The 25,803-nt window shown below is 62.2% G+C and carries 25 protein-coding genes and 1 pseudogene; 8 read left to right on the top strand and 18 right to left on the bottom strand.

The window, feature by feature from the left end:
- The first annotated feature begins 11 nt into the window (after positions 1-11).
- Positions 12-1,898 (top strand): TRAP transporter large permease subunit, encoded by a 1,887-nt coding sequence (locus CWS35_RS24785; protein WP_024584103.1) that lies wholly within the window; start codon positions 12-14, stop codon positions 1,896-1,898.
- A gap of 24 nt (positions 1,899-1,922) precedes the next feature.
- Positions 1,923-3,572, top strand: coding sequence for an acyl-CoA synthetase (locus CWS35_RS24780; RefSeq protein WP_100954298.1), 1,650 nt, complete (start codon positions 1,923-1,925; stop codon positions 3,570-3,572).
- 10 nt (positions 3,573-3,582) lie between these two features.
- Here CWS35_RS24780 and CWS35_RS24775 read toward each other — a convergent pair whose 3' ends face one another.
- From CWS35_RS24775 to CWS35_RS24740, 8 genes are all read right to left on the bottom strand, one after another.
- Positions 3,583-4,050 carry a MarR family winged helix-turn-helix transcriptional regulator gene (locus tag CWS35_RS24775; RefSeq protein ID WP_100954296.1) on the bottom strand — a complete coding sequence of 156 codons (468 nt, stop codon included), beginning with the start codon at positions 4,048-4,050 and terminating at the stop codon, positions 3,583-3,585.
- Entirely contained in the window at positions 4,031-4,789 is a 759-nt protein-coding gene (locus tag CWS35_RS24770) for a nitroreductase family protein (protein WP_100954294.1), read from the bottom strand. Before CWS35_RS24770 ends, CWS35_RS24775 begins: the two co-directional genes overlap by 20 nt.
- A gap of 147 nt (positions 4,790-4,936) precedes the next feature.
- Positions 4,937-5,743 (bottom strand): MBL fold metallo-hydrolase, encoded by an 807-nt coding sequence (locus tag CWS35_RS24765; RefSeq protein ID WP_100954292.1) that lies wholly within the window; start codon positions 5,741-5,743, stop codon positions 4,937-4,939.
- A complete protein-coding gene (locus tag CWS35_RS24760) occupies positions 5,740-6,531 on the bottom strand; it encodes a TatD family hydrolase (RefSeq protein ID WP_100956639.1) in 792 nt (263 codons plus the stop codon). The genes CWS35_RS24765 and CWS35_RS24760 overlap by 4 nt, the downstream gene beginning before the upstream one ends.
- A 14-nt stretch (positions 6,532-6,545) precedes the next feature.
- A complete protein-coding gene (gene metG, locus CWS35_RS24755; protein WP_100954290.1) occupies positions 6,546-8,558 on the bottom strand; it encodes a methionine--tRNA ligase in 2,013 nt (670 codons plus the stop codon).
- Positions 8,559-8,660: 102 nt separating this feature from the next.
- Entirely contained in the window at positions 8,661-9,701 is a 1,041-nt protein-coding gene (locus CWS35_RS24750; RefSeq protein WP_100954288.1) for a DNA polymerase III subunit delta', read from the bottom strand.
- The gene (gene tmk / locus CWS35_RS24745) at positions 9,698-10,384 is read right to left on the bottom strand and encodes a dTMP kinase (protein WP_100954286.1); all 687 of its coding nucleotides are present in this window, start codon (positions 10,382-10,384) and stop codon (positions 9,698-9,700) included. The genes CWS35_RS24750 and tmk overlap by 4 nt, the downstream gene beginning before the upstream one ends.
- A 1-nt stretch (position 10,385) precedes the next feature.
- Positions 10,386-11,645 carry a D-alanyl-D-alanine carboxypeptidase family protein gene (locus CWS35_RS24740; protein ID WP_245438641.1) on the bottom strand — a complete coding sequence of 420 codons (1,260 nt, stop codon included), beginning with the start codon at positions 11,643-11,645 and terminating at the stop codon, positions 10,386-10,388.
- Positions 11,646-11,805: 160 nt separating this feature from the next.
- On the opposite strand from CWS35_RS24740, the gene CWS35_RS24735 reads away from it, so the two are divergent.
- On the top strand, positions 11,806-12,741 hold the full coding sequence (locus tag CWS35_RS24735) for an alpha/beta fold hydrolase (protein ID WP_100956635.1): 936 nt from the start codon (positions 11,806-11,808) through the stop codon (positions 12,739-12,741).
- Positions 12,742-12,774: 33 nt separating this feature from the next.
- Here CWS35_RS24735 and CWS35_RS24730 read toward each other — a convergent pair whose 3' ends face one another.
- The gene (locus CWS35_RS24730) at positions 12,775-13,707 is read right to left on the bottom strand and encodes a septal ring lytic transglycosylase RlpA family protein (protein ID WP_080890970.1); all 933 of its coding nucleotides are present in this window, start codon (positions 13,705-13,707) and stop codon (positions 12,775-12,777) included.
- An 849-nt stretch (positions 13,708-14,556) separates the two neighbouring features.
- On the opposite strand from CWS35_RS24730, the gene CWS35_RS24725 reads away from it, so the two are divergent.
- Positions 14,557-14,991 carry an NUDIX domain-containing protein gene (locus CWS35_RS24725; RefSeq protein WP_100954284.1) on the top strand — a complete coding sequence of 145 codons (435 nt, stop codon included), beginning with the start codon at positions 14,557-14,559 and terminating at the stop codon, positions 14,989-14,991.
- On the opposite strand, the gene CWS35_RS24720 is transcribed toward CWS35_RS24725, so the two are convergent.
- Positions 14,984-15,424, bottom strand: coding sequence for a low molecular weight phosphatase family protein (locus CWS35_RS24720; RefSeq protein ID WP_100954282.1), 441 nt, complete (start codon positions 15,422-15,424; stop codon positions 14,984-14,986). The two genes, CWS35_RS24725 and CWS35_RS24720, sit on opposite strands and share 8 nt — an antisense overlap.
- 378 nt (positions 15,425-15,802) lie before the next feature.
- On the opposite strand from CWS35_RS24720, the gene CWS35_RS39100 reads away from it, so the two are divergent.
- Positions 15,803-16,639, top strand: coding sequence for a hypothetical protein (locus CWS35_RS39100; RefSeq protein WP_157817219.1), 837 nt, complete (start codon positions 15,803-15,805; stop codon positions 16,637-16,639).
- 21 nt (positions 16,640-16,660) lie between these two features.
- On the opposite strand, the gene CWS35_RS40145 is transcribed toward CWS35_RS39100, so the two are convergent.
- Both CWS35_RS40145 and CWS35_RS24705 read right to left on the bottom strand, forming a co-directional pair.
- The gene (locus CWS35_RS40145) at positions 16,661-16,900 is read right to left on the bottom strand and encodes a hypothetical protein (RefSeq protein WP_100954278.1); all 240 of its coding nucleotides are present in this window, start codon (positions 16,898-16,900) and stop codon (positions 16,661-16,663) included.
- A 7-nt stretch (positions 16,901-16,907) separates the two neighbouring features.
- Positions 16,908-17,072 (bottom strand): hypothetical protein, encoded by a 165-nt coding sequence (locus CWS35_RS24705; RefSeq protein ID WP_157817218.1) that lies wholly within the window; start codon positions 17,070-17,072, stop codon positions 16,908-16,910.
- A 106-nt stretch (positions 17,073-17,178) separates the two neighbouring features.
- Here CWS35_RS24705 and CWS35_RS39620 point away from each other — a divergent pair, with 106 nt between their 5' ends.
- From CWS35_RS39620 to CWS35_RS40680, 3 genes and pseudogenes are all read left to right on the top strand, one after another.
- Positions 17,179-17,331 (top strand): hypothetical protein, encoded by a 153-nt coding sequence (locus CWS35_RS39620; protein WP_168226375.1) that lies wholly within the window; start codon positions 17,179-17,181, stop codon positions 17,329-17,331.
- 30 nt (positions 17,332-17,361) lie between these two features.
- Positions 17,362-17,694 (top strand): hypothetical protein, encoded by a 333-nt coding sequence (locus CWS35_RS24700; protein WP_100954274.1) that lies wholly within the window; start codon positions 17,362-17,364, stop codon positions 17,692-17,694.
- A 1,065-nt stretch (positions 17,695-18,759) separates the two neighbouring features.
- Positions 18,760-18,867: pseudogene (locus CWS35_RS40680) on the top strand (PEPxxWA-CTERM sorting domain-containing protein); the annotation flags it as partial.
- A gap of 46 nt (positions 18,868-18,913) precedes the next feature.
- Here CWS35_RS40680 and CWS35_RS24685 read toward each other — a convergent pair.
- The 6 genes from CWS35_RS24685 to CWS35_RS24660 are packed head-to-tail and all read right to left on the bottom strand — an operon-like array spanning position 18,914 to position 25,300.
- Positions 18,914-20,815, bottom strand: a complete 1,902-nt coding sequence (locus CWS35_RS24685) for a hypothetical protein (protein WP_100954268.1) — start codon at positions 20,813-20,815, stop codon at positions 18,914-18,916.
- On the bottom strand, positions 20,812-22,062 hold the full coding sequence (locus tag CWS35_RS24680; protein WP_157817217.1) for a hypothetical protein: 1,251 nt from the start codon (positions 22,060-22,062) through the stop codon (positions 20,812-20,814). The genes CWS35_RS24685 and CWS35_RS24680 overlap by 4 nt, the downstream gene beginning before the upstream one ends.
- Before the next feature lie 3 nt (positions 22,063-22,065).
- Positions 22,066-22,374, bottom strand: a complete 309-nt coding sequence (locus tag CWS35_RS24675; protein WP_100954264.1) for a hypothetical protein — start codon at positions 22,372-22,374, stop codon at positions 22,066-22,068.
- Entirely contained in the window at positions 22,364-23,206 is an 843-nt protein-coding gene (locus CWS35_RS24670) for a hypothetical protein (protein ID WP_100954262.1), read from the bottom strand. The genes CWS35_RS24675 and CWS35_RS24670 overlap by 11 nt, the downstream gene beginning before the upstream one ends.
- Entirely contained in the window at positions 23,203-24,996 is a 1,794-nt protein-coding gene (locus CWS35_RS24665) for a phage tail length tape measure family protein (RefSeq protein WP_100954260.1), read from the bottom strand. The genes CWS35_RS24670 and CWS35_RS24665 overlap by 4 nt, the downstream gene beginning before the upstream one ends.
- The gene (locus tag CWS35_RS24660) at positions 24,989-25,300 is read right to left on the bottom strand and encodes a hypothetical protein (protein ID WP_100954258.1); all 312 of its coding nucleotides are present in this window, start codon (positions 25,298-25,300) and stop codon (positions 24,989-24,991) included. Before CWS35_RS24660 ends, CWS35_RS24665 begins: the two co-directional genes overlap by 8 nt.
- Between the last annotated feature and the right edge of the window lie 503 nt (positions 25,301-25,803).

Here is a 25,803-nt window from a genome sequence, read left to right as displayed (position 1 = left end):
GGAGATTTGCTATGGCTCATGTCGAGATGACGCCGGCCGTGGCCGGCGAGGCGGCGTCACAGCCCCCTCGCCGCCGCTCCGTTCTCGGTTCCATCGACGCCGCGCTCGGCTGGCTGGTCGAAATCCCGGCGGCGATCCTCGTCGTCGCCGAGGTCGTCATCCTGTTCGCGGGCGTGGTGGCGCGCTACGTGCTCCATACGCCGCTGATCTGGTCCGACGAACTGGCGTCGATCCTGTTCCTGTGGCTTGCCATGCTGGGATCGGTGGTCGCACTCCGCCGCGGCGAGCACATGCGGATGACGGCCCTGGTCGCAAGCGCCGGACCGCGGCTCTGGGCCTATCTCGACGTCGTCGCGACCTGCGCCGCGCTGGCGTTCCTGGTCCTGATCGTGCATCCGGCCTATGAATACGCCTACGAGGAAAGCTTCATCACGACGCCGGCGTTGCAGATCTCCAATACCTGGCGCGCCGCGGCGCTGCCGGTCGGGATTTGCCTGATGGCGCTGTTCGCGCTGCTGCGACTGGCCCGCGTCGGCGATTTCAAGACCTTCCTGCTGGCTGCGCTGACGGTGGTTGCCTTGATCGGCGTGTTCTGGCTGGCGCAGCCGCTGTTGCGGCCTCTCGGCAACCTCAACCTGATCATCTTCTTCGTTGGCGTGGTCGGCTTCTGCGTGTTCGCTGGCGTGCCGATCGGCTTTGCCTTTGGCATGGCGATCTTCGGCTACCTGGCACTGACGACGCGGACGCCGCTGATGGTGCTGGTCGGCCGGATGGACGAGGGCATGAGCCACCTGATCCTGCTGTCGGTGCCGCTGTTCGTTTTCCTCGGCCTGTTGATCGAGATGACCGGTATGGCACGCGCGATGGTGGCGTTCCTGGCGAGCCTGCTCGGGCACGTTCGTGGCGGCCTGCATTACGTGCTGGTCGGCGCCATGTACCTAGTGTCCGGTATCTCCGGGTCGAAGGCAGCCGACATGGCCGCCGTCGCACCCGTGCTGTTTCCCGAGATGAAGGAGCGCGGCGCCAAGCCCGGCGATCTGGTCGCCCTGCTCGCTGCGACCGGCGCGCAGACCGAAACCATTCCGCCGAGCCTGGTGCTGATCACGATCGGTTCGGTTACCGGCGTCTCGATCTCGGCGCTGTTCACCGGCGGCCTGCTGCCGGGCGTCGTGCTGGCGATCACGCTGTCGGCGCTGGTGTGGTGGCGCTACCGCGGCGAGAACCTCAGCCACGTCCAGCGCGCCACGGGGAGCGAGATCGGCAAGGCCTTCATCTACGCCCTGCCCGCATTGGCGCTGCCGTTCGTGATCCGCTACGCGGTGGTCGAAGGCATTGCGACGGCGACCGAGGTCTCGACCATCGGCATCGTCTATGCGTTCGTCATCGGGCTCCTGATCTACCGCAAGTTCAACTGGCGGCGGCTGTTGCCGATGCTGATCGACACGGCATGCCTGTCGGGCGCGATCCTGTTCATCATCGGGACAGCCACCGGCATGGCCTGGGGCCTGACCCAGTCGGGCTTCTCGCGGGCGCTGGCGGCGTCGATGGCGGGACTGCCTGGCGGTTCGGCGACCTTCATCGCGGTCTCGATCCTGGCCTTCGTGATCCTCGGCAGCGTGCTCGAGGGCATTCCGGCGATCGTGCTGTTCGGGCCGCTGCTGTTTCCGATCGCACACCAGGTCGGCGTCCACGAGGTGCACTACGCCATGATCATCATCCTGGCGATGGGCATCGGATTGTTCGCGCCGCCATTCGGCGTCGGCTATTATGCCGCCTGCGCCATCGGGCGCGTCGATCCGGCCGAGGGTATCCGGCCGATCTGGGGTTACATGCTGGCGCTGTTGATCGGCCTGATCATCGTTGCCGTCTTCCCCTGGATATCGATCGGTTTCCTCTAAGCACCTTGCGGATGGGTGAGAGCCATGAGTGCAGCGCCAAATCAGTACGCGACGGGGCTCGACAAGACGCCCGCCAACTATGTGCCGCTGACGCCGCTGAGTTTCCTGGCGCGCTCGGCCGCCATCTATCCCGACCATGTCAGCGCAGTCTATGAGGGCCGCAGCTTCACCTGGAAGCAGACCTACCAGCGCTGCAAGCGCTTTGCGTCCTATCTCGCGGGCCATGGCATCGGCCATGGCGATACGGTCGCGGCGATGCTGCCGAACATCCCGGCGATGAACGAACTGCATTTCGCGGTGCCGATGACCGGCGCGGTGCTTAACGCGTTGAACATCCGCCTCGACGCCGCGTCGATCGCGTTCCAGCTCGATCACGGTGGCGCCAGGATTATCCTGGTCGATCCTGAATTCTCCGGCGTGATCGCGGAAGCTTTGACGCTGATGAAGGGCACAAAGCCGTTCGTGATCGACGTGGACGACGCTGCGTTCGGCAGCGGCAAGCGGATCGGCGCCATCGAATACGAGGCAGCAGTCGCGGCCGGCGATCCGGATTTCGTTGAGCGGCCGCCAGCCGACGAATGGGATGCGATTGCGCTGAGTTATACGTCCGGGACGACGGGCAATCCGAAAGGCGTGGTGACGCATCATCGCGGCGCCTATCTCAACGCGGTCAGCAACATCCTCGCCGGCAATCTCGGCCAGCATCCGGTCTATCTCTGGACGCTGCCGATGTTTCACTGCAACGGCTGGTGCTTCCCCTGGACCATCGCGGCAACCGCCGGCGTCAATGTCTGCTTGCGCAAGGTCGATCCGGCGAAAATCTTCGAGCTGATCCCGCAACACGGCGTCACCCACATGTGCGGCGCGCCGATCGTGTACAACACGCTGATCAATGCGCCTGATGCGCCGAAGGGCGGCCAGGCGAAGTCCGTGGTCGGCCTGATCGCGGGCGCGGCGCCGCCGGTTGCGGTGCTCGAGGGTGCCGAGCGTATCGGCATCAAGTTGACCCATGTCTACGGGCTGACTGAGGTCTATGGCCCCGCCTCCGTCTGCGCCGAGCAGCCGGGCTGGGATGAACTGCCGGCCGACCAGCGCGCGCAGCTGAAGCGGCGTCAGGGCGTCTCTTATCCGTTGCAGGAAGGCGTCACGGTGCTCGATCCCGAGACCATGCGCGAGGTGCCGCGCGATGGCGAGACCATTGGCGAAGTCATGTTCCGCGGCAACATCGTAATGAAGGGCTATCTGAAGAACGAGAAGGCGACGCAGGAAGCCTTCGCCGGCGGCTGGTTTCACACCGGCGATCTCGGCGTGCTCGATGCCCACGGCTACGTCATCATCAAGGACCGCTCCAAGGACATCATCATCTCCGGCGGCGAGAACGTCTCCTCCGTCGAGGTCGAGGACATCCTCTACAAGCACCCTGCCGTGCTGTTCGCGGCGGTGGTGGCAAAACCCGATCCGAAATGGGGTGAAGTCCCCTGCGCCTTCATCGAGCTGAAGGATGGCGCCAAGGCGACCGAGGCCGAGATCATCGCCTATTGCCGCGAGCACATGTCGGGCTTCAAGACGCCGAAGTCCGTCGTGTTCGGCGTGATCCCGAAGACCTCGACCGGCAAGATCCAGAAGTTCCTGCTGCGCAACGAGGTTGGCTCGGCCAAGGCGATCTCTGCCTGACGTAGAGCGCTCAGCCCTCTGCGAGGCGGCCGAGCAGATCATACAGCAATCGCCGCTCGTCCGCCTTGAGCGGCGCGAGCGTGGTCGCGGTGCACGCGATCTCGATCGGGATCAATTGCTCGACCAGCGCCACGCCGGCCGCGGTCAGATCGATCAGGATCAGCCGCTTGTCGGTCGGGTCGCGCCGCGTCGTCACCAGCCGCCGCTTCTTCAGCCGCAACACGACGTCGCGGATGTTGGCAGGCTCCATCGCGACCAGCCGGCCGAGCAGGTTCTGCGACAGCGCCCCGCGCTCGTAAAGCCGGGCCAGCGTCGCGTATTGCGGCGCCGTCAGCTCGTAGGACCCGATCCGGTCGACCAGGTTGGACGAAGCGCGCTGATAAGCCCGCCGCAGCAGGAAGCCGACCTGGTCCTCCAGCCGATAATCCGGCGCTTGGCGCCGGACCGGCGCTGCGGTGTCAGTCGACGTTCTCGGCATCCCGGTACATCACCTTGTGGCGCGTGGTTGCGACCCATTCGTCGATGTCGGCTTCCGTCATGACGTGCGAGGCATCGAACCTGTTCCAGTTGCTGATGTCAGCGAGACTCTTCTTCCAGCGCTTGTACGGCGGCTTCGCCGGCGGACCGAAGCACATGATGTCGAGCACGGACAATTCGTCGGGGATTCCGAGCAGCGGCTTCATCGCCTGCTGGGCCTTCTCCTGCCCGATCGCCGTCACCCACCAGACATTATAGCCGAGGGCTGCGGCCGCCAGATGCGCCGACATCGTTGCCGCCGCCACGCTCTGCAACAGGATGCGCTCGGCATTCTCCTTGTACATCTTGTCGAGCTCGGAGCCGTCATTGAGCACCGGAAACGCCTTGACCCAGCGGAAGTCGCTGGCGACCACGATGAAGCCTGGGGCCGAGGCGAGCCCACGATAGTCCGGTGTCGGAAACTTCATCTTGAGCCGGGCGCGGGCGACCTGCTCCTCGCGGAAATACTCCGTGATCCGGTTCTTCAGCTCCTGATCGGTGACCGCAATGAAATGCCAGGGCTGCGCATTGGCCCCTGACGGTGCGTGCCGCGCCGCCTCCAGGATCATGTCGTAATGCTCTGATGGCATCACGTAGCTGGAATCGAAGGCGCGTGTGGTCAGCCGGTTCTTCACGACGTCCATCAGCGCGTCATATCGCGTGCGGTCCGTATAGTCCCGCGCGGCCAAAGCTTCTGCCATTGGGTCCTCCCGATATTGTTATGATCATAACGATATCCGAAGCGCGCGAAAGGTCAATGCCCGGCGGCGAAGCTGTGCGGCCGGCCTGCCATGCGGAACCTCGCGCGATGAACGCGCGAGGTCCGTCGTCCACGGTAGTTGAAGTCTTTAGCCGGCCCGCTCGAGCGTCAGCCGCATGCCGTCATAGGCCGGGATCACGCCCGCCGGCAGGCTCTGCCGCAGGACCTCGTAGTCGAGGTCGGAATGCATGTTGGTGATCACAGCACGCTTCGGCTTGAAGCGCTCGATCCATGACAGCGCGTCAGCAACGCTGAAATGGCTGGGATGCGGTGCGTAGCGCAAGCCGTCGACGATCCAGAGCTCGAGCCCTTCGAGGGCCGGCCAGCTCTCCTCGGGGATGTCGTGCAGGTCGGGTGTGTAGGCGGCATCACCGATGCGATAGCCGAGCGCTGGGATATTGCCATGCCGGACCAGGAACGCCGTGAGTTCGAGCGGACCGCCCTTCCCCTCGATCGTCCGCACCTCGCCGGCCTTGATCGAATGCCGCGTCAGGATCGGCGGATAGTCGCTGCCCTCCGGTGAGATGAAGCAGTAGGAGAACCTCGCCATGATGTCCTTGGCGGTCGACTGGTTGAAGTAGACCGGGATACGGCGGCGCTGGTGCAGCACCACCGAGCGCAGATCGTCGATGCCATGGGTCTGGTCGGCGTGCTCATGCGTGAGGAACACCGCATCGATATGTTCGACGTTGCCGTCGATCAGCTGTTCGCGCAGATCCGGCGAGGTATCGATCACGACCCGCGTGGTGCCGTGCTCCATGGTGCGCTCGGCCATGATCGAGCAGCGGCGGCGACGATTCCTGGGATTGTTGGGATCGCAGGCGCCCCAGCCGAGCGCCGGACGCGGCACGCCGGCGGAAGAGCCGCAGCCCAGAATGGTCAATGTCAGCGTCATGCAGCAACCTTCGGCGCCGGCACCTTGGAGAACAGCCGGAAGAAGTTTTCGGTGGTCTGCCGCGAGATCTCCTCCAGAGAGACGCCGCGGGTCTCGGCGAGCACCTTGGCGACCTCGACGACGTAGGACGGCTCGTTGCGCTTGCCGCGGAACTTGCCGGGCGCGAGATACGGTGCGTCAGTCTCGACCATGATGCGGTCGGCCGGCAACTCGGCGGCCAATGCGCGCAGCGCGTCAGACTTTTTGAAGGTCAGGATGCCCGTGAACGAGATCGACAGCCCGAGCGCGATCGCCTTCATCGCGAGTTCGCGGCCACCGGTGTAGCAATGCAGCACCGCCTTGAACGCGCCCTTCGCGACCTCGTCCTCAAGGATGCGGCCGCAATCGTCGTCGGCCTCCCTGGTATGGATGACCAGCGGCAGGCCGGTTTCGCGCGCCGCGGCGATATGCGCGCGAAAGCCACGCTCCTGCGCCTCGCGCGAACCATGCTCGTAGAAATAGTCGAGCCCCGCCTCGCCGAGCGCCACGACCTTCGGATGCTTGGTCAGCTCGATCAACTCGCTGGCCGGGATGCCGTCCTCTTCGTCGGCATGATGCGGATGGGTGCCGACCGAGCAGTAGACGTCGGGAAAGCGCTCCGTGATCGCAAGCAGGCCGCCGAGCCGCTTCACCCGGGTCGAGATCGTGACCATGCGGCCGACGCCGGCCGCCTCGGCGCGGGCGACGATCCCGTCGAGATCGTCGGCGAAGTCAGGAAAATCCAGATGGCAGTGACTGTCGACCAGCATGAATTTCGAACCGCTCACTCGGTCTTCGGTTCCACGTAGCGCGGGAACACGCCGACGGGCGCCGGCAGCACCGTGCCGGGCTTGATGCGTTCGGCGATCGCCGCGAAGCTGCGGGCATCCGGCGGAACGCCAAGACTATCCAGCATCTTGCCGCAGGCGTCAGGCATCACGGCCTGCGCCATGATGGCGATCTGCCGCACGACCTCGGCGGTGACATACAGCACCGTCTTCTGTCGCGCCGGATCGGTCTTCGCCAGGGCCCATGGCGCCTCGCCCGCGAAGTAGCGATTGGCCTCGGCGACCACGGCCCAGACCGTATTGAGCCATTGATGGATCTGTTGCGTCGCCATCGCAGTGCGCGAGGTTTCCAGCATCGCATCGGCCTGCGCCAGGATCGCCTTGTCATTGTCGCTGAACTCGCCGGGCTCCGGCAGCACGCCGCCGAGTTGCTTGGCGATCATCGACAGCGAACGCTGCGCCAGATTGCCGAAATCATTGGCGAGATCGGCGTTGATGCGCGCGACGATGGCTTCATGGTTGTAGTTGCCGTCCTGCCCGAACGGCACTTCGCGCAGGAAGAAGTAGCGTACCTGGTCGACGCCGTACTGATTGGCGAGATTGAAGGGATCGACCACGTTGCCGACCGACTTCGACATCTTCTCGCCCCTGTTGAACAGGAAGCCGTGCGCATAGACGCGCTTCTGCAACGGAATGCCCGCCGACATCAGGAACGCCGGCCAGTACACCGCATGGAAGCGGATGATGTCCTTGCCGATGACGTGGACGTCGGCCGGCCAGTAACGCCAGTTCTTGTCGCTCTCGTCGGGATAGCCGACACCGGTGATGTAGTTGGTCAGGGCGTCGACCCAGACATACATCACGTGCTCGGGATCGTTGGGGACCTTGACGCCCCAGTCGAAGGTGGTGCGCGAGATCGATAGGTCCTTCAGCCCGCCGCGCACGAAGCTCATCACCTCGTTGCGGCGCGAATCCGGGCCGATGAAATCGGGCTGGCTCTCATAGAGGTGCAGGAGCTTGTCCTGGTAGGCGGAAAGCTTGAAGAAATAGCTCTTCTCCTCGACCCACTCGACCGGCGTGCCCTGCGGGCCGCGGCGGACATTGTCCTCGCCGACGACGGTTTCTTCCTCGGCGTAATAAGCCTCGTCGCGCACCGAATACCAGCCGGCATAGGTGTCGATGTAGATGTCGCCATTATCCTGCATGCGACGCCAGATCACCTGCACCGATTCATGGTGTGCGGGCTCCGAGGTGCGGATGAAGCGATCGAACGAGACGTTGAGACGCTCGTCCATCTCCCTGAAGCGCGCGGCGTTGCGGGTCGCGAGATCGAACGGTGTCATGCCCTCGTTCTGCGCGGTCTGGATCATCTTCAGGCCGTGCTCGTCGGTGCCGGTCAGGAAGAAGACATCCTTGCCATCGAGCCGCTGGAAGCGCGCCAGCGCGTCGGTCGCGATCGCCTCATAGGCGTGGCCGATATGCGGCTGGCCGTTCGGATATGCGATCGCGGTCGTGATGTAGTACATGTTGCCGCGGTCCACGACAGGTGCCGGCTTGGATGCCGAGACCGGAGCCGCCGCAGCGGGCTTGGGCTGCTTTGACGCACGAATCGTCGCCGTCTTCGGAGCCTTCTCGACAGCCGGAGCCTCCGGAGCAGCGGGCTTCTTCGCGGCCGGAGCCACGGCCGCCGCTGCCTGCTTCGACGGAGCCTTCTTCGACGGAGCCTCGGCGGCGGTCGCGACCGCCTTCTTGACGGTCTTCTTGGCCGTCTTCTTCGCAGCCTGCTTGACGGCTTTCTTGGCGCTCTTGCTGGCTGCCGATTTCTTGGCGCCCCTGGTAGCGGTCTTGGTCTTGGCTTTGGTCTTGGCGGCCTTCTTCACCTTCTTGGTGGTCCGCCCAGCCTTCTTGGCCGCGCGCGACTTCGCCGTGGCTTTCTTGGTCGCGCGAGCGGGCGATGCCTTCTTCGTCTTCTTGGCCTTCTTCGACGATTTCTTCTTAGCGGTCGCCACCACGGAATCCTTTGCAGATCGAAACGAGATTGTCGGGAGTTTGGTCAGGCAGGTTGTTCAGACAGATTTGCTTTCAGACGAATGTCTTTTCAGATCTGGCGTCTATCGGGTCGCATCCGCAAGCATCGAAAACACCGAGAAAACCAGCGGCTTGCGCTCCAGATTGTAGGCCTCGGTGTCGCGCGCGGCGCGGACGATCTTTTCCCATACCTCCGCCAGCCGTGCAAGGCGCGGCAGGTTGGCATTGGCGTCGCCGCTGCGCATGCGCTCGCTCATCCAGCGATCGATGCCGTCGATGAAAGCGGCGAGCGCGACGCGGTCGCTGCTGCCGAGCACATCGCCCAGCGCATGCAACTCGCGCGGATCGACGTTCGGCAGCGTCGCGAGCAGCGAGGCCGTGCGTTGCTGCAGCTTCAGCGCGTCGCCGCCGAGCAGCGACAGTGCCCTCCCCACGCTGCCTTCGGAGGCCATAGCCGCCTCCACCAGCGCGGGATCGTCAGAGGCCACGTCGGTTGCGGCTGCGGCCGCACGCACGACATCATCCGTTTCCAGCGGCCGCAGCAACAATTTACGGCAACGGGACAGGATGGTCGGCAGCACCCGCGACGGCGCGTGGCTGACCAGCAGGAACAGCGACTGCTGCGGCGGCTCCTCGAGGATCTTCAGCAGCGCATTCGCGGCGTTGGGATTGAGTTCGTCGACAGTGTCGACGATGCAGACCCGCCAGCCGTCGACCGCGGCGGTGGAGCCGAAAAACGAGATCGTCTCCCGCGTCTCGTCGACGGTGATCACGGTCCGCATCACGCCACGGTCGTTGAGGCCGCGCTCCAGCACCAGCAGCCCGCCATGCGCGCCGGCTGCGACCTGCCGTGCCACCGGGTCGGACGGATCGACCCGCAACGTCGGCGCCTGCTGGACCTGTGACGATTTCGGATTGCGGAACGCCAGCACGAACCGCGCCATCCGATAGGCGAGCGTCGCTTTGCCGATGCCCTGCGCGCCGCCGATCAGCCAGGCGTGCGGAATCCGGCCGCTGCGATAGGCATCGAGCAAGGCGCTCTCCGCCTCGCGATGCCCGAACAGATCGGGCGTTTCGCGCGGATGGCGCGCCGGGCTCTCCTGTTCGACCTTGCGCGCGCTCATGCGGGACCGGCCGCCGTGAATGTGGCCCGGAGGTGCTCGCGCAGCGAGGACCAGATCGTGGCGGCCACCGTGTCGGGATCGGCCGTCGCGTCGATCAGCACGCAGCGCTCCGGGTCTTCAGCCGCAATCTGGCGGTAGGCATCGCGCAAATCCTGATGAAACTTGACGCCCTCCGCCTCGAAGCGATCCGCCGTGGCGTTGCCGCGGCGCAGCGCCGCGCGTTGCAGTCCGACCTCGACCGGCACATCGAGAATGAAGGTCAAATCGGGCTTGAGATCGCCGATGGTGACGCGCTGCATCGCGTTGACGAGGCCAGCCGACACCTGCCCGAGCTGTCCCTGATAGGCGCGCGTGGAATCGAAGAAACGATCGCACAGCACCCAGATGCCCTGGTTGAGTGCCGGCAGGATCACGGTGCGGACATGGTCGTCGCGGGCGGCGGCAAACAACAGCGTCTCGGCCTCCGGCCCGAGCAGTTTGCCCATGCCCGACAGCACGAGGTGGCGGATGATCTCCGCGCCCGGCGAGCCGCCGGGCTCGCGGGTCACGATCGCGCGCAGCTTGGCGACGTCGAGCCGTTCGGCGAGCTTGCGGATCTGGGTCGATTTTCCCGAGCCCTCGCCGCCTTCAAAGGTGATGAAGCGACCGCGCAAGCTCGGCCGTTGGAGTGCTGCTTCCGCCATGTCAGAGCTTCTCGACCCCTGCGCGGAACATGCCGATGACGAGCTCCTGGGCGCCGTCGAGCGCACGACGCACCGTCGATCCCGTGCCGACCGCGTCGGCCGCATAGACCGGCGTCTCCATCGCGACATTGGCGCCGCGCCACACCCGCACCACGCCGATCTGCTGGCCGGCAGTGATCGGCGCCTTGACCGGGCCGTTATAGATGACGCGCGCCAGCAGCTTGTCGTTGCCGTTCTTTGCAACCATCACCTTGATCGGATCGGGGCTGACGAGCTTGACCGAGCGGCTCTCGCCGCCGAACACCCGGGCATAGCCGACCGGCTGATTGGCCGCGATCAGGACCCGGGTCTCGAAGCTGCGGAACCCCCATTCCAGCATCTTCTTCGCCTCGGTCGCGCGGTCTTCGGAGTCCTCGAGGCCATTGACGACGACGATCAGCCGCGTGTCGTTCTGCACGGCCGAGCCGACCATGCCGTAGCCGCCTTCCTTGGTGTAGCCGGTCTTCAGGCCGTCGGCACCGGGCAGAGCGTTCAGCAGCGGATTGCGATTCTGCTGGCGGATCTTGTTCCAGGTGAATTCCTTCTCGCCGAACAGCTTGTACTGGTCGGGGTAGGCCTGGATGATGTGGCGCGCCAGCATCGCGAGTTCCCGCACCGTCATCTTGTTGGTCGGGTCCGGCAGCCCGTTGGAATTGCCGAAGGTCGACTTGGTCATGCCGAGCTCGCGGGCGCGCTTGGTCATGAAATCGGTCGCGAACGTATGCTCGTTGCCGGCGATCCCCTCGGCGAGCGCGATGCAGGCGTCGTTGCCGCTCGGGATGATCGCGCCATGCAGGAGGTCGTCGACCGAGACCTTGCTGTTGATCGCGGCGAACATCGTCGAGGTCCCGGACGGCGCGCCGCCCCGCCGCCAGGCGTTCTCGCTGATCCGGTACTCGTCGGTGAGCTTGATGTCGCCCTTCTTGATGGCGTCGAACACCACCTCCGCGGTCATCAGCTTCATCATGCTGGAGGGCGCGCGCAGCTCGTCGGCGTTCTTCTCGAACAGCACGCTGCCGCTGGAGGCCTCGACCAGGATCGCGGTCGGCGCGTCGCCATCGAATCCGGCGTCTTCCTTCTTGGCGCCCTGCACACTGTTGTTGGCGGCATAGACCGCCCCGCCGCAGCCGATGCCCAGCGCGATCGCGGCCGCGATCAGGCTACGCCAGCATCGCCCGGCGCGAGCTGACAACGTGCTGGGAACTGCGGTCTGGGCTGCCATCGGCGATGTCCTGAAACGCTGCGTTCTAACAGGTGGAAGTACCGCAAACAACTGAGGTTTCTGCGTCATACATGGCTAGCCGGATTGCCGCCCGCATTGAATGTCCGTATCGTTGGAACCGGCTCACGACAGCAGTACCGGCAAACAAGGCGGAAACGCGATGTCCACCACCCGCACCATCTCCGCCAACGGCATCGACATGTTCGTGCGCGAGGCCGGGCAAGGCCCATTGGTCGTGCTCTGCCATGGCTGGCCGGAACTGTCCTATTCATGGCGGCACCAGATCGCAGCCCTCGCCGCGGCCGGTTTCCGGGTCGCCGCTCCCGACATGCGCGGCTTCGGCCGGACCAGCGCGCCGGCCGATGTCGGCGCCTACACGATCTTCGATACGGTCGGCGACATGGTCGCGCTGGTGGCTGCGCTCGGCGAGAAGCAGGCTGTCATCGTCGGCCATGACTGGGGCGCGCCGGTGGCCTGGCACGCGGCGCTGTTTCGCCCGGATATTTTCACAAAGGTCGCAGGCCTCAGCGTACCGCCGCCGTTCCGCGGCCGTGGGCGTCCGCTGGAAACCCTGCGCGAGAGCGGCATCACCAATTTCTACTGGCAATACTTCCAACCGCCGGGCGTGGCCGAAGCCGAGTTCGAGCGCGACATCGCCCACACCATGCGGCTGGTGCTCGGGCGCGGCGTCTCCGATCCGAGCTCGATGTTCGTCGACGAGGCCAAGGGCTTCCTCGGCAAGCTGCCGAGTGGAATGCCGCTGCCGGCCTGGATCACCGAGGCAGACATCGCCGAATTCGCCGAGGGCTACCGGCAGTCCGGCTTCCGTGGCGGGCTGAACTGGTATCGCAATCTCGACCGCAACTGGGACCTCACTGCGCCCTGGCAGGACGCACGGATCCATCAGCCCTCGCTGTTCATCGCCGGCTCGAACGATTCGGTGATCACCGGGCTGATCGGCGCCAAGCGGGTCGCGGACATGGACCGCGTGCTGCCGAACCTGCGGCAGAAGCTGATCATCGAGGGCGCCGGCCATTGGATCCAGCAGGAACGCCCCGACGAGGTCAATGCGGCGCTGATCGCGTTTCTGAAATGATCAGGCCAAGGACCTGATTCGGAACGGTTTGATCTAGTAGAGCCCGCGCCCGCTCAGGACTTCGGCCGGCCCGCGCGCATCGATCGGGACATAGGCGGTTGCCGGGCTCGGGCTTGCTGCGTAACGCGCATCACTCTCGTAGGACACCTCGCGCGGATTGTTCTGCGCGCGACGGTGCGACCGGCTCGAGGCCGACATTTCCGAGGTGGCGCTGACCGAGGCGTAGTCGGCCTGGGTGTTGCCGAGGCTGTAAGGCCGACCTTCCGGCAGCGGAACATCGCCGCGGACCCGGCCCGATGACGACGACATCTCCGGTACGAACGGCCGCGCCGAGGCGACCCGCACCATCGATGGCGATGGCGCCGGGGTGCCGGTGCGCAGGGTCGCCATCAGCTGGCGGTCGTCGGAGCCCTCGAGCGGCGCCCGGCCGACATATTCGACGCGGACGCGAGCGACACCATTGCCTTTGAAATCAAGCAGTTCGGCAGCTTTGTTCGAGACATCGATGAGGCGATTGCCGTGGTACGGGCCACGATCGTTGACGCGAACGATGAGCGAGCGGCCATTGCTCAGATTGGTGACGCGCGCGTAGCTCGGCATCGGCAGGGTCGGATGGGCCGCCGTGAGCGATCCCATGTCGAACACCTCGCCATTGGCGGTCAGGCGGCCATGGAAATCGTCGCCATACCAGGATGCCATGCCCTCGGCGCGATAGTTCTCGTTCTCCTCCGGCACATAGGTCCGGCCGGCAACGACATAGGGCTTGCCGATCCGATAGGTGCCGCCGCCCTTCGGCACGGGGTCACCGAGCGCCACGACGCGCGGGCTCGACGATACGCCGTATTTCGGATCGACACGGCTGGCGAACTTGTTCGAGGAGGCGCAATTGGCGAGGACGAGGCACGTCGCCACCGCAACGGCGCCGCGCGCCGTCCGGATCATCGAATCTGGCCGTCTAATCCCCATATGCCCCAAGTACCATTCTGTCGGACCCGCACCTGCTTCGAGGCGTCGGGGTCTTTCCCGTCACTGCGCGGCCCACCTTCCGCACCAGAGCGTGACGATATCGCAACCGGAAGACGGCGGAAATGGGGAGAGCCTTAAGGCTATGGCGCTTTGGTAAACCGGCTGTTGCGCCTCCTCCGTTGTTCTACGGAGCTCGGACCGCACAATATCCCCGCGCCTGTCCCGCGATCAGACAGACTGTTGCAGCAAATCATCAGTCCGGGCGCATCTGCGATTCCAACAATTGAATCTTTTTGACTGTGCAAGGCTGCAATCGTTTTCTCTTCCGCGTGGGGCGCAAAGGAAGTTTGCGATGATCGAGACGGTTACAGCGGTGATGGGCCTGGTGAGTGCGGCGATCTTCCTGGCGCATGCTGTGGAAGGCTATCGGTACCGGGCCTGACGGTCCGCTGAAGGCGGAAAGACGCGTCACCTCTTTCCAGGAGTGAGTGTTCGGAAAGCTTTAATCAATTCGGATGAGCATCGGGTCAAGGCAGGTGTATCATGCGTAATCACGATTTGGTCTCCGACGGATTTCTGACCCTGACTGCAGCGAGCCTCGTGCTGCTGTGTTCCAGCCTGCTGGCGTTCGCCTTCGGCTGAGCATTTGATGGCCTGGGCGTCGTTTGGGCGCCCATCCGGCCGATATATCTCTCCCTTTGCCACTCGCTGGCCGAACTGGCTTCGGTAGTCACTCCGGGAAGCCGGCAATCAATTCCTCCCAGGCGCACACCGACATATCCTTTGGCAGCCGCTTTCCGGTCTGCTCGACCATGATGCACGTTCACCCGCCCAGGGGAGGATTCGCGGATGACCAGCAATGTCAGGGAGGGAGCATCTGCCCTGCTCGTCAGTTCGGATGGCCGGCTGCTCATGCAGCTGCGTGACGACCTTCCGCATGTCTCCGATGCGGGCAAGATCAGCCTGTTCGGTGGCCGGCGAGAAGGCACCGAGACCTTCCTGGAATGCGTGGTGCGCGAAGTCCATGAGGAGATCGGGCATTATCTGCCGCCCGAACGCTTTGAGCTGATCGGGAGTTATTCGGGACCGGATCACCTGACGCCAAACCGCACGCTTCGCGGCGAGGTGTTCCTCGTGCGCGACGTGCCGGTCGACCAGTTGACCGTGACGGAAGGCCGCCTCGTGATCGTCGCCGTCGACGAGCTCGAGCCTATCGGCGACCGGTTGGCGCGCCCGGCGCAGTATGCGCTGGCGATCTTCCTGAAGCGGAAGCGGATTACCTGAGTGCTGTAACCAGTTCGCGGACGAGGCCGTCGATCACCGGTAGCGCCACCGCGGGATCGGCCACGTCGATGTCGTGCACATGCCAATAGGTCACCCTGCCGGCAGCCTCGGGGAACCGGCGCTCGACGAGCGGGCGATGCTCGGCCTCCTTGAGCGCGATTACGAGGTCGGCGTCGTCGAAGTCGGCCAATACGCATGGTTGCGGATAGCGCGTCGCACCCTCCGGAACGATGCCGCTTGCGCGGAGCCGATCGGCCGCAAAGTGCGACATCGGTCCGACATTGTCCGGCGATCCGCGTTCGGCCGCACCTCTGGAGAAGGCACGCCACGGCAGCTCTTCGTTGTGCGCAAGGTGATTGAACAGTTCTTCCGCGTAGCGGCTTCGGTAGTAATTTCCGGTGCAGAGAAAGAGGACACGCTTCATGCCGGTCATGATGGCCGGCGTTGGCGGTCGCGGTCAACGACGTTGCGCGCATGCGTCGAAGTTCAGTCCACGCCGGCCGCTGACGGGCCGATCAACGGACGCTGGACGTGGCGCCGTCATCAAGTTCGCGTTGCGTTCGGCGCCGCCCTACGCTAAGGGCCTGATCCTGCACAGACGGAAGGGTGGCCGAGTGGTTTAAGGCACCGGTCTTGAAATGTTATTCCGGCCGTACCGGGCTGTACCCAACCATCCCATTTCGTTGGGGTTTCCGGTCCGCGATCACCTTACCCGTCCCGCTCCGTCCCTACCCGTTCCGTCTTGTTGGGTGCCATTCCGGGTGCCAAAAGAGCTAAGAAGGGCTCACCGAGCACCTAAATCTGAAGAACGATGACACTGGTTGCCGTTTGGCTATTCGAACCTGATCGAATCCACGCGATCGCCGATACGAGAATCGGCGAAAGTCTAGGCAATGTTTACACCGATCACGGTCCCAAGATTCTCCCGATCACGATGGTTTGCCGGCAGCCCGGCCCTCACGGCGGCCCATTTAATCACGAGACGTTCCGCTACGAATTTGGGTTCGCCTTTGCTGGCTCGACGCTCGCTGCCCTTTCGACGCATGCATTCGCCAACATCGTCTGCAGTAATCTAGGAGGACTTCGAAGCACCCCACCCCCAACGATGGATGAGGTAGCAAATGCGATTTCCGACATTTCGCAGGCTTACGTGAGGGAAATCGGACAGAGAACCGGCTCCGCCTTTAGCGCAATCCTTTTTGGCTTTTGTCCTCGGACCGGACAAGCGCTTGCATTTGAAATTCGTTTCCGTCCTGACGGGTCGAGGATCGAGTTGGAACTCGAAAAACATGTCCTTAACAACGAAGTCGTCTTAATCATTGGAAACAAGCCAGAGATTCTGCGGAAAGAGATTGACCAAATTCGTTCGAGCGCCGCTGCCGAAACGGATTTGCATGGCATCATCTATGCAGATGCGCCGATAAGAGCACTGCAAAGCGTAATTGGCCAACAGGCGATCCCAAGCGTCGGAGGATCGATTCAGCAAGCATGGTCTCGCCCAGGCAAGCTCGAAATTGTCGCGACCGCTACTCCGCTCGTTCCGCAACCATCGTCGACCCGGAACGCAGGAATGTTCGTATTGGGTTTTGATATCTACGACATGCGACCAATCGGTGATTACGAAGTTATTTTGATGGGACGCGCCTAGCGAAAAACTCAACCATAGTCATTATGCGCCAAGCATCCGATCCAACGGATTGACCCGTGCCTCCTCCGGGAGGTCCGAAAACGCTGCATCCAACCTCAGTCGGTCCCTGATCACCCGGCCATCGACCCGCTTCGGCCGCGGCATGCGACCGTCCGCGACCATCTGCTCAAACTTAGTGGTGCCGACGCCAACGTACCTGGCCGCCTCCTCTCGGGACATGCCGCGCGGCGGGTAGCTGATGGGATCGGGCCGCAACGGCATCCGCTGACTATTTCTCCCGACTGGCCTTCAGCCCCGCCTCTATAAGAGCCCGGATCGCGTCCGATAGGTTCGGAATGGGACGCTGCTTTGCTCGCCATTTCTCAATCGCATCCAGCATTGCCTGGTTGAACCCGATGATCTTTTTCACCGGGTAGAGCTCGGTACGCGGCACCACACCCTCCAAATTATTTCGCATATATCGCATATGTCTTATTGACATCGCATATAACGCATATATCTTATATCTCATTCAAGAGCAAGTCGACCAGGAGACAGCAATGTTCAAGATTTCCCAGTTCATCAAAGACCCGATCATCAAGGCAGCCTTCGAGCGTGTCGAGCGGGACAATCCGCAGGCCCCTATGCAGACGCAGCGCCCTGCCCCGAAGCTGAGCGGCGGTGATGCAGCTCGAGTCCTTGAGATCGCCTAAGACCTTCCCAGCCAATTAGGAACACGTGCAATGACCGCCATCATCATCCCATTCCCGACCATGACCCAACGTCAGCGGGCCGTCCGCGTCGCCAAGGTGCGCCGTCAAAACGCGACCTTGGCGACAGTGAGCAAGTTGACGGCTGACCGCAATGTCGTTTGCTATGCTGAAATACGCGCTGCACTGCCCGGTGTCGGCTTCGAGCGCATTCGCAAAATTCTTGTTGACCTCGGCTTCGAACGTCGTCGGAGCAGTGCTGGATCGCGCGGTGGTTTCTTTTATCGCGCCGGAATGCCCCACTGGGAGTCCCATGAAGAAAAGGAGGCGCTCGCAGCACGCTGGTATCCGAAGTTCGCTTCATGACTACCTCTAGGTTCGATTCCGGTGGTTAAGACTTGCGCACTTTCAAAGATCGTCTTTTGGCTGCCATTGTCTTACCGTCGAGGTCGCGCCAAAACTTTCGCACTACCTCCCGCGCCTCATCCCACTTGGCCGGTGCGCTGCGCTCTTCCGCGGGCGTTTGGGCCTCCGCGTGAGCCACCCACGCGATCCAATCTGCTTCAAACGCATCTTCCCAAGGCTCTCTGCCTATGTTCGTTGCCGGGTCAGACTCGTCCTCGGGTGACTGCGTCGTGGGGATCCCCGACGCTCTGTCCAAGGCCTGGTCGATCGCCTTGCGGTCCCACCGCCGCGTACCGGGGATCGGTGGTGGTATGACGCCGGCCGCCACCCACTTCGAAAAGGTAGCGGGTGTGACGCCGCAATAGGCTGCGGCGTCGGCTCCTGAGATCAGACGTTGCTCTGCCATGGCTGGCAAGATGCGCTGATTCCAGATCGCCGAAAAGTGCTTATTTTACAGTGGTTTTGCAACAGCTAGGTAGTTTGACAACGTTGCCTCGAACTAAGGTTTGCCATAGCCGTATTGACTCAACCGAAGCGGGAAGGTGAAATGGGATTTTATTGCGGGGTTGGATTATGCGTAAGCTGGTTTTTGCCTTAGGCCTCTTTTTTGTCGTGCTGACTCCAAATGCAGCTCGATCCGGCACATTCGAGTGGACGGGCACAAACACGCTAGTCGTTGGAGACTTCAGCGCCTACCCAAATGGCTTTCTTGCCAGCTATTCGTGGACCGGGGGACCATATTTTACCCAGAACGTTCCAGTGGATCCCTTCAATGGCCCCTTCAGTTCGATCAGTCTGTCATTCTACTTCAATGGCTCCACGACGCTTATCTATGAATGCGATCAGTTCGAAGCTCATTGCGGACGCAACGACATGGTCCAAACATATTTTTATATCAATCCCGAGTTTCCAAACATCAGTGGCGGTGGCGGTGGTGGTGGCGACGGTCCCAATGTGGCTTACGCACCGCTGCAGATCTTCATTGAGCTTCCATCAGGATTTTCACTGATCGACCCGAACGCTGTAGCTAGCGCCGTCCCCGAGCCGTCGACATGGGCGATGATGCTTCTCGGTTTCGCTGGCCTTGGCCTCATGGCGTATCGCCGGAGCAAGACGCTCATGGCGGCTGCCTAGGCTGCCTTAAGGGTCCACCGTTTGGTCCGTGCCGCCGTGCTCAGTGTCACGATTGCCTGCCACTGCGGGCTAGGCGTTGGCTCGTAGATGTCCTCCAGCACGGACCACGCGTTGCTCGAATATCCGGGATACATGTAGCCGCCAAGCTGAAACACCGACGGGTAGTCTGCAACAAAGTCACCCTTGTTGTTGAGGAAAACCCCGCGATGTTCTGAACAGTGTAACTGCCCACGATGTCCAGGCGCTTAGAAGCTGCCTTGAGCCGGTCCAGGTCAGAGTTACCGCCGTCCCTATAGTCCGGCGACCACCCACCCTCGTAACCGCACAAACGTTTGATGCCGTGCTTAACGGCCCACGCCTTCCACGCTGCCTGCATGTTGATGGTGTTGGGCAGCGAGTAGGTGTAGGTGAGCGCGCTCTGCGCGTATTGTATCGCAATGGCCGCCCGATCCGGGTCGTTAGTGGCTGCTGCGAAACTGGCCGCATAGGAGGCATCGTTAGGTCCACCCGGGGAGTAGTACTGGGCACAGGCAACCTCGTTGACCCAAAGTTTGGCGGCCTGCCGCAGCATACCCGGAGGAAGAGGGACATCACTGGCAAGCCACTTGGTACCCAACATACGGTCATCTTGAATGTCCGTACCACCATTTGTCTGCACACCGCACGCTACGAAGTACTTTGAGCGATCACCGCTATACACCGCGCTGACTTGCTGGCCCATGTAGGACAGCACTTTGCAGTACCAGTTGTAGTAACCAGCCCCCCAGCCGTATGCAGTCTCTTTGGCGACGGCATAGGCAGTCTGGTAGAAGCCCGCGAATGTATTGAAGGTTTCGTTAGGCCCTTCGAAGACCGGCCGCATCCACGATGGTCCTACGTCCCGGTGTAAGGCGGCAAGGCTTGGGATGTAGTCGGAAGCGATATCCCCTGCAAACGGAGGCAGCACATAGTGAGGATCGGCCCCAACCTCCGCACATAGTTGCATTAGAAGTTCAGGTGGGATGCCATTTCCGAGCCCCTGACTTCCCATCGCCACGTCGCCGCCCTGTTTGATCCACGAACCAAGTTCGGCATCGTAAACAAGGAACGCAAAGCGTCCGCCCACGACATACGAATTGCCTGCCTCGGAGAGCGCACTGCTGTAGGCATTGAGCACATTCTTTGCGGCGGTGCCTCCCACAGAGAGCGTTATACCGCCGCTGTAGCTGCGATCAATCTTGACCATCACGCGGGCCTTGTCCACCAAGCCGCTCCACGTTGGCGGTGCGTTGACCGTGAATGCCGAACCGCTTCCTGCGGTTACGCCTCCATAGTACTCGGCGCGGTTCTCGTAGCCGCCGTAGTAGACATATGAGAGAGGCTTGCGGTCTTTCCACTCGACGACGTTGGTGGTGTTCCCTACTTGCGAATTGAGGAAACGTATGCGGCCGAAGTTGGCCTCCACCAGACGCTGCTTGAACCTCGTGCCAAACACATAACCTTTGTTGACAAGGTCATCCTCATCATCCACATGGAAGACGCGAAGGTTGTCCACGCCAACTGACTTGATGCCTATCGAGAAGCGACAGCTGGCGTCATCCGGCGGCAACCACTCGTAGCGGCCGTGTCCTGATGCAGAGGTGGTGAGGCTGCCTGTGGCGTTGGATACTGCCATGCCCACGAACATCACCGCACCGGGTGGTGCGTCCCACGTCATGGCGTAGCGGCCGGAGCGGGCTGATTGCTTCGGCACAAAGAACACCGAGTAGACACCTCCGCCGACAATGGAGGTGGGGTATCCATCACTGTTAAGTGTGCTCGGCTCAGGCTGCGCGGTGTTGTCACTGAGTGTCCATGCCTGAGCGTTCTTCATCTGATTGAGGAACATGTCCTCACCGCCGACCTGAAGGAAGTTGAGATTGACCTGAAGACGGCCCTTGTTGTGTTGCGCAGCGAAGGCAAAACTCATGGTACACCCATCGTGGTCATGTAGGTCCGCAGGCGTGCGTAAAGCGCAGCGGCTTCTGTTGAAGTGAGCCCCGCGCCGAAACTTGCCGCTGCAATCGTCTTGTTGCCCCACCCGTTGCCGTTCAGCGCGCCAACATAGATATTGCTACTGGGTAACGAAGACGACGGCTGTGCGATCGTTCCGAATACGGTGTTATTCCAGTAGTAGTTGAAGCCAGCGCTGCTTGTGCGCGAAGCAACATAACATCCAGCGCCTGTAGCTGTGCTCTCTGTCGCTCGTTGTCCCCTGTCGTTGATCGAGATAACCCAGCTGGTTCCGGCCGGCTGCGATTTGAAGTAAGCGTAGCCTCCCCCTCCAGTGACGGACAACGTGCCGATATCACCTGAAGTGCTAGCCCCTGTCTCTAATGGCCAGATCATGAAGTGCGCGGAGTTAAGCGCCCATTGGCCGCTCGCTGTGGATGGCGTAAATCCGGACGTCTGTTGCTGAGGGGAGTTGGTCGATTTGAACCCTTTGTCGGCGGTAAATATTGGGTCGCCACCGAAGTTCGCAAGCGAATAGTTCGCCGATACGAGGTTGAGGCGACCAAGGGTCAGACTCTGAGTTGCTGAGAGGTATAGCGCATCGAACTTGGACCATATGCCGTCCGCAACCACACCGTTGATGAAGGCCGCTACGGCATCGCCGTGGGTCTTGTCTATGCTGATGCCTGCTGAACGGACGCGCGCAAAGAAGTCCTTGGCCTGCTGTGTGTCGCCGCTCTCGTCGTGGACCGCGATAGTCTTGGTCTCCACGTTTGACCAGACGCTTGCCGCACCATCGGATGCCCGCATCACCCGCACCCGCCAATCGTAGGTGCCTGTGGCGAGAGGCCCTTGGGTCAACACTGCATCGCCTGAAGCCGCCTCACCGCTAGCGATGACATGGGTGATGTTGAAGACTGGACTGGTCCAACTGCCGCCGCTCACCTGAATCTGCGACTGGATAGAGTCGCCTGTGGCGATCGTCTCATCCAAATAAATGTCAGCAACGGGGTACGCGGTGGAAGCGTCAGAGGTCCACGTCAGAAGCGGCGCATTCGGCGCGCTGCCTCCGTAGATCAGGTTCACATTCTGGCCGACGAGAACGAATAATCCGCGCTCCGCAGTCAGGCGACGTATGATCGGCGCAACCGACACCACCTTCCGTCTGCCGCTGCCGCCAGAGAAGTAACCAATCCGTCCAATATGCCCGATCCCACCGACCACTGACTATCTCCCCTGCACTTTCAAATCGACCAGAGTGATCGGAGGAAATCCGTTCTGTGCACGGAGCGGGTTCAACACGGCCAGGACGTCTCGTCCGTTCGTGCCATCGAATTCCGACCGCGCTCGCTCGGTCATCTGGTTGACCGTCACCGCTTTCAGGATTGTCACGGCTTGTTCTTCGCCGATGTCGAGATACAACCGTAGCGCTTGCACGGCCAACGCGTAGGCAGACAGCGTTGGGTTTGTGTGGTGCCGGACCATCTCCGCCGTGCGGTGCGCAAAATCGATGGAGTACCTGGCTTCAGCGTCCATTGAGTCGATCCCTCTTTGCCGCCTTTTTCTGCATGCGTTCACGCTGCAGGCGGGATAGCCCGCTGAATTCGATGACTTCCGCCCGCGGCTCACGCGCTGCGCGCCAGGTCTTCCAGTCGATCGGCTGCGGCGTGATTTTCTCGCCTACCCGATCTTCGTCCCAGCGGTGAATGACTCTCTGCGTGATACCCGACGCGTCGATTGATGAGAGAACCGCTGCGCCACCAACCCCAAGCTTTCCATCAATGGGAGTCCGCCGCGCCGCTTCTAGTATGTGCAGCAAATCGACCTGTGGCGTATAATCGTCCGGTGCCCGAACCTCGAAGCAGATGTCCGAGAGTTTGGAGACATCCGGCATTGGCGAACCAGTGATGTTTGCCGAGACATCCTCGAACTCAGCTTGAACCGCGCTCGGATCAAAACCTGGCAACAGGGCCGAATTCCGTAACCACTCGTCGCGTGCGGGTCCGTCTGTCCATAGATAGATTGAGTGAGCACAGGGCGCGTTCTGGAGCGTGCTCCATCCAATCATCGACAATGTCGAGCAGGCGTCGCCGTCGAGATGAGCAACCGCAATCTCCCGGAACGCGGTCAAGAGCGCTTCCGAGCTGCTGACCAGTTCTTCATACGATGAAAATTGTCGCTCGATCACTTCTGCCAAGAGCCGTTGAACCACATCGGCGCCAGTGACGGTTATGACGGCAGGCAGTGTTACCAAAGCGGTTGCCTTGGTCGCGTTGACATTCGTCAGCGTGAAGTCGGGTAAATAAACTGCCGCGTCCACGACCATGTGCGCGGAGTGCTTCTGTACCAAGGTGAAATACGCGCTCAAGCCGCTTTCCTCTCAGACTCTGTCGGAGCTGGACGAGTTGCAGGAACGAGGGTTTGACGCGGTGCCATGTTGGCGCGCAATTCCGCCTGCTGCCCGATGGATTTGCCAACCAAGAGGATATCGTTCTGGGCAGATGCGACCGCCTGCTGTGCATTGAGGATCTGCGCGCGATTCTGCTCGCTGATAGCCGTGGTCGCCGACTTAACCGCCAGTTCGTAGGCCTGCTGTGCCAGCGTCTGGCGCTGCACAGGCGAGTAGTTCGAATTCTGAGTCGCATCCATCGACTGCTGGAAGGCAACATTGCCTCTGGCTGTCGGTGAAAACGCCGTGAGCGCCTGAAGCGCGGTACTGTTCGCCGAAATGGCTTGCTGGAATTCGGTTTTGAAGTCGCTGACTTTACCTGCCGCCAGGGCAAACGCCTGTCTAAGCTGATCCATGGTCAGACCGAGTTGCTTCAGGCGCTCGCCGGCTCCCTCATCATTGGCCAGGCTGTCCATCAACTGCTTGAGCACTTGCAGTTGATTGTTAAGCGTTTCTCGCTGCGTGATCTCGGGCGACAGGTCGCGAACGGTACTCGCTTGCAGGAACGACTGCTGCGCGGCGAGCGCTCGTGCGGACGCTTGCGCGTTACGTTCGATTGCAGCCGTAAGGTCGTCCACCTTCTTTTGCTGCGCGGCGATGGCTGTCGGATCGGAACCGTAGCTGCCGAGACCGGTCTCGAAGTTGAGTGTGTTACCGCCGGTCGCTCGAAGTGAATCAAGCTGTCTTTTTGCAGCGTTCAGCCGGTCTTCCAACGACTGACCGAGGCCGACCGACTTCGCCAGGAACTGACCGACCGAGTCCCACGCGTTCGCTGCAACATTTCCGATCGCAGTCCACCCCTTGGTGACCGCGCTCTGCGTCTCGCTGAAGCCGTCTAGGCTGCTCTTTACGGCGTTAATCAGAACCTGTGTCGCCTGATACTGTCGGTTCTGTGCGGTCAAATTCTCGATGTTTCGCTTAGTAGCCGCATCAAGGAAGCCCAGGCGCTCATTGAGGTCATCAGCCCCCTTCACGGGATCCGCGAATGCCTTGGAGAGCACTTGCGCTGCCCCCTTCGCGTCGGTCCCGAACGCGATCGCTATGTCGTGGCCCATCTTGACGATTGGCAGGATATTGTCGTTTGCAATCCGTCCGGTGGTGGCGAGCGCCGCGGCCAGGTCTCTTGCCTCTGAAACCGACAGACCAAAGGTGGATGCACCTTGGCTGCCGATGGCATTGATGCTGTTTTGGGTCGCCCCCGACGCGCGGCCGGCGCCGAGCAGCGAGGTTTGCACCCGCTGTTGAGCGGACAGGTAGTTGTTCACTGAGGCCGTGGCCAGGGCCGCCGATGCCGCGATACCGGCAAAGGTGGCTGTGCCTGCTGTCAGGAGCCGAGTAAGCGGCGCGACCGCGTCCTTGAAAGCGTCCGACAAACCACCTTGGCCCGATGCCGCATAGGTCAGATGGTTCATCTGGCCGGTAAGCGCCTGCGACACCGGCATTCCCATTGCCATCTGCTCGAAGAACGAGCGCATGGTATGCTGCGCTGCCATGGCCTGGGTCGAGAGAGCGCTGTGCGCTTGGTTTAACGTGCTGACTGATGCCACAGTACGTTGAGCCGCCGGGCCGACGCTGTTGACGGCCGCGCTCATGCTTTCCGTGGCTGTCTGCGCGTCTTTTGCCGCCGGCACCATGTCGCGCATGACATCCCGCGCCCTGACGAGCGGTTCGGTGGTAACAGCAAAGCCGAGTGTCGCCAGGTCAGCCACGATTGTCTCCGCAAGTTGAGGGTGCCAGCGCCGCAATCTGTTCGTCGGTCCACTGGCCCAAGTTAACGCCGAGCAGATCGGCCCGCGGCTCTGCGAACGTGATCTGGATCGACGGCTGATCGCGGCGGGTGCGGATTATTTCGCCGACCCCAAGTTCGATAGGTGGGTGAACGGGAACGCCGGTACTGTCCAAGTTCGGCGCGACGGTGGTGTTGACGAGGGTCAGGTGCGTCCAAGGGGTCGGCGCGTTCCGCTCAAGCCACCGCAGCCGCGATTCAATGCCCCATTTACCGCGTCGAAGCATAGCGCTCCTCGATCTCGGCCATACGCTGCTTCAGTTCGACAATCTCGGCGGCAGCGGAAAACCGATCCAACGTGGTCGAAACGGCAGCGCCCTCCTCCGGTGAGATCCGTCCGGATGCGACGGCCCGAACCAGGTAGGCTTGCGCGTTTGGTAGGTCCTCAAGCGTCGAGACCTTTGGAAAATTGGGTAGACTGATCCGAGCACCCTTTCGGACCGGTGCCGTACGATCCATGATTAATTTGATGCAGGTTGGATCGCCCTCCAAAGCGAGCGCGACGGCCTTCTTAGCAACTGCGTTCGCTTCCGTAGCGAACAGCAGTTCGACGGCAATCGTCCGGCGGTTGCGCGATCCACGAGGCCGACCAGGACCTGGACGGCGGCCTGGCGCGGCGGCTGGTCCCGGCGGAGGCGGCATAACGATGGGCGGGAGCACGCTCAAATCTAAGCTCTCGGCGTCCCGTTGATCGTGGCACGGATCGTTGCGGCGGCGTCATTGGCGTCAT

Source organism: Bradyrhizobium sp. SK17 (assembly GCF_002831585.1).
Classification (GTDB): Bacteria; Pseudomonadota; Alphaproteobacteria; order Rhizobiales; family Xanthobacteraceae; genus Bradyrhizobium.
The sequence above is the reverse complement of the archived record's forward strand: the minus strand, read 5'-3'. Positions and strand labels throughout refer to the sequence as shown.